At 34.0% G+C, this 4,235-nt stretch carries 5 protein-coding genes; 3 read left to right on the top strand and 2 right to left on the bottom strand.

Annotated features, from left to right (window positions below):
• A partial coding sequence (locus AC30RD_RS06830) for an AAA family ATPase (protein WP_489493652.1) occupies positions 1-543 on the bottom strand: 543 nt, incomplete at its 3' end.
• Positions 544-1,383 carry an NAD(+)/NADH kinase gene (locus AC30RD_RS06825; RefSeq protein WP_489493651.1) on the bottom strand — a complete coding sequence of 280 codons (840 nt, stop codon included), beginning with the start codon at positions 1,381-1,383 and terminating at the stop codon, positions 544-546. It abuts the gene before it with no gap.
• 102 nt (positions 1,384-1,485) lie between these two features.
• Here AC30RD_RS06825 and aspS point away from each other — a divergent pair, with 102 nt between their 5' ends.
• From aspS to AC30RD_RS06810, 3 genes are all read left to right on the top strand, one after another.
• On the top strand, positions 1,486-3,243 hold the full coding sequence (gene aspS, locus AC30RD_RS06820) for an aspartate--tRNA ligase (protein ID WP_489493650.1): 1,758 nt from the start codon (positions 1,486-1,488) through the stop codon (positions 3,241-3,243).
• A complete protein-coding gene (locus AC30RD_RS06815; protein ID WP_489493648.1) occupies positions 3,240-3,467 on the top strand; it encodes a FeoA family protein in 228 nt (75 codons plus the stop codon). The genes aspS and AC30RD_RS06815 overlap by 4 nt, the downstream gene beginning before the upstream one ends.
• 72 nt (positions 3,468-3,539) lie before the next feature.
• Positions 3,540-4,115, top strand: a complete 576-nt coding sequence (locus AC30RD_RS06810) for an adenylate kinase (RefSeq protein ID WP_489493646.1) — start codon at positions 3,540-3,542, stop codon at positions 4,113-4,115.
• Positions 4,116-4,235 lie beyond the last annotated feature (120 nt).

Below are 4,235 nucleotides of genomic sequence, written 5' to 3'. Positions count from 1 at the left end.
TTCAAACTTTGCAAACTCTATCAAATCGTTTATCTTTTTTTCATCTTCTATTAATCTATTCAACTCCTTTTGATACTTTTTATATTCTAAAAATTTATCTTTATAACTTTTTAAAATTTTTCCAAAGCCCTCAAACATTTTAGAGGATATCTGATCCAAAGCTTCAATTATATTTTGACTTTTAAAGATTGAACTCTCTTTTTGGCTTAAATAGCCGACTTTATCTTTAAAAATCTCTCTTAAAATTTTTTTTGATACAGTTTGAGAATTGATAAAAAATCTTATTTTCTCTTTTTTAACGCCTCTTACAATTATCGCATCATCTTTTTCCAACCCAAATTTTTCAAAATCGATATCCATATTCAATAAAATTTCTCCAACTTTTGCCTCAAACTCTTTGATTCCAAAAAGAGACAAAATTAGTCCCATCAACACAGACTTACCGGCACCGCTTGGACCTGTAAATACTACCAAACCCTTTTTAAACTCAAGTTCAACCTCATCAAAACCTATACAATCTTTTAAATAAACCCTCTCTATCAATTACATCCCCCAATGAAGTTTTTCTCTCAAAACTTCAAAATAGTTTCTCTCTATCCTATGAATAAGTTTAGCTCCAATTTGAGCCTTTTTTATTATAATCGTATCCTTAGGCGTAAATTCATAAATTTCTTGTCCGTCCACAACCATTAGCGCATTTTCTTTAACGCTTTTTATCTCTATCTCAAATTCCGCCGGCAAAACTAAAGGCCTTTGCGTTAACGAGTGAGGACAAATAGGCGTTAATATATATGCGTTAGTCAAAGGATAGACAACCGGTCCTCCCGCAGCCAAATTATATGCGGTAGATCCTGTAGGAGTTGAAATAATAAGCCCATCACCATAATAGGTATTGAACCATTTTTTATCGATAAAAGCATCAACATGAATCATTTTAGATATAGATTGTCTCGTAATTACGATATCATTAAAAGAATACATCTTCTCTTTTTTACCTTTTATCGTAGCCTCCATCATCATTCTATGATCTATTCTAAACTCATCATTTTTTAACTTTTTTATAAACTCTTCAATCTCGTTTGGCAAAATATCTGTTAAGAACCCAAGTTTACCTACATATATTCCTAAAATCGGTTTATGGCATCTATAACTTCTTCTCACCAAAGAGATTAAAGTCCCATCTCCTCCGATTGAAACCAAAATATCACTATTTTCACACATCAAATCAAACTCTTGTCCCATTACACCAATCATTGAGGCGCTAATACTATCTATTAAAACTTCGATTCCTTCTTTTTCAAAGGCGTTTTTAATTTTAAAAAAAAGATCTTTTATCTCTGGCGCTGATGGTTTTAAGACTACTCCAACTCTTTTAATATCCATTTTTATCCTTAAATTTTTTATATCCTAAAGCTATAATTTTATCATAACTTAAACCATATCTTTGTAAAATCAGGCACAAAAAAATGTTCTAAAGGATCAAGATTGAGAACACACTATTGTGCAGAGCTAAATGAAAAAGATGTAGGAATAGAGGTGGTTCTTTGCGGTTGGGCAAATAGCTACCGAGATCATGGAGGAGTAATTTTTATAGATTTGAGAGACAAAAGCGGTATTGTCCAGTTAGTTTGCGATCCTGCAGATAGCGAAAAAGCTCACAAAGTAGCAACAGAAGTAAGAGACGAATATGTTTTGATAGCCAAGGGAAAAGTTAGACTTAGAGGAGAAGGACTAGAAAATCCTAAACTACTCACTGGCAAAATTGAGGTTGTTGTTGAGGATTTGACTATAGAAAATAGAAGCGAACCAACCCCGTTTACCATTGGAGATGAGAGTGTAAACGAGGAGATAAGATTAAAATATAGATATCTTGATTTAAGAACAAAAAAAGCTTATGAAACTTTTAGACTCAGAAGCAAAGCAGCAATAGCCGCAAGAAATTTTTTAGACGCAAATGGATTTTTAGAGGTTGAAACCCCTATTTTGACAAAATCCACTCCGGAAGGTGCAAGGGATTATTTGGTTCCAAGCAGACTATATCCGGGAGAGTTTTACGCACTTCCCCAATCTCCTCAACTTTTTAAACAACTTTTGATGGTAAGCGGATTTGATAGATATTTTCAGATTGCAAAATGTTTTAGAGACGAGGATTTAAGAGCTGATCGTCAGCCTGAATTTACTCAGATTGATGTAGAGATGAGTTTTTGCACAGAAGATGAAGTGATAAATATCGCCGAAGGACTTATAAAAGCCATATTTGCCGCATGCGGAGTAAATATCAAAACTCCATTTAAAAGAATGCCATACGTTGAAGCTATGGAAAATTACGGAACGGATAAACCGGATTTAAGATTTGATTTAAAGTTAATCGATGTTATAGATATTTTTGAAAACACCGACCTTAAAGTTTTTCGAGAAATCGCACAATTTAAGAAATTAAACAGGATAAAAGCCCTTCCGGTTCCTGGAGGAGAGAGTCTAACAAGAAAAGAGATAGACGAGCTAACCAATTTTGTTATGAAATTTGGAGCAAAAGGCTTAGCTTGGGTAAAAGTTAAAGACAATAACGAACTTCAAGGCCCTATCGTTAAATTTTTAAGCGATGAAGAGAAAAAAGCACTTATTGAAAGAACAAATGTAAAAAGCGGGGATTTGATCTTTTTTGGCGCCGGAAGCAAAAAGATTGTATTGGATTATATGGGAAGATTAAGAGATAGACTCGGAGAAATTTTAGGGCTAAAAGACCCAAATCGATATGAGTTTTTATGGGTAGTAGACTTTCCTATGTTTGAAATAGAAGAGGGACACGTGAAGATAAAAGCCCTTCATCATCCGTTTACTATGCCTAAAAATATTGACGAAGAAGAGATCGAAGATATGACAAGCGAAGCTTATGATATGGTCGTAAACGGAGTCGAACTTGGAGGAGGAAGTATAAGGATACATAAAAGCGAAATTCAAAAAAAAGTTTTTGAAATTTTAGGTATTTCTCAAGAAGAGGCAAATGAAAAATTTGGATTTTTGCTTGAGGCTCTAAAATTTGGCGCTCCTCCTCACGGGGGATTTGCTATAGGTTTTGATAGACTTATAATGCTACTTACAAAAAAAGATAACATAAGAGACGTTATAGCTTTTCCTAAAACGCAAAAAGCTCAATGTTTATTGACAAGTGCACCAAGTCCGGTTGATCCGGAGCAATTAAAAGAGTTGCATATAAGAATACGCGAACCAAAAAAGATATGAAACTAATAGAGGCAAAAAATAAAGATATAGTTAAAGTAGTTGGTTTTGAAGGAGAGTGTGACGAATTCAAATGCAGACTCTCATCTATGGGATTTATGATCGGAGATGTTATAAAAGTATTAAATAAAGGCTTTTTCGGCCCGATTCAAATAGAGGCAAATGGAGCTAAAATAGCTCTGTGTAGAGGTCAAGCCAAAAAGATATTGGTTAAAAAAATTGAGTAGCTTAGCAATATTTGCTATTTAAAGCAACTATACCAATTTAGCATTTTACAAATAACCAAATGAGGAGAAATTATGAAAAAACTATTTTTGATCATTGGAGCTCCCGGAAGCGGAAAAACAACGGATGCTGAAATAATAGCAAAAAGAAATAGCGACAAAATCGCCCATTATTCAACGGGTGAACTATTAAGAGAAGAGGTAAAAAAAGGAACAACTCTTGGAGCTACGATTGCAAGTTATGTAGATAACGGAAAACTCGTTCCTTTGGATATCGTTATAGATACTATCGTAACCGCTATAAAAAATAGTGATAAAGATGTGATTATAATCGACGGCTTTCCAAGAAGCGTAGAACAGATGCACGCACTTGATGAGATTTTGGCTAAAAATCCAGATATCAAGCTCGAAGCGGTTATAGAGGTAGTTGTAAGTGAAGAGACTGCAAAAGAAAGAGTTTTAGGAAGGGCCAGAGGAGCAGATGATAATATCCAAGTTTTCAATAATAGGATGAAAGTTTATCTTGAGCCATTAAAAGAGATTGAAAGTTTTTATGAAAAAAAAGGTCTTCTTAAAAAAATCGACGGAGAAAGAAGTATTGAAGAGATAGTAGATGAGATGGAAGAGTTTATAAAGAGTAAGATTGGTTGATTTTGGTTAAAAAAGTTAAAATGGTTGAGTGGTTAATTTTAAAGTTAGAAAGTGAAAAAGTGAGAAAGTGAGCGAGGGCAAACCGAAGGTTTAGAACGATAACTGCTTATCGTTCGTGCC

The organism is Nitrosophilus sp. (genome assembly GCF_982775275.1).
Note: the sequence above shows the minus strand (reverse complement) of the source record. Positions and strands in the feature narration are given on the sequence as shown.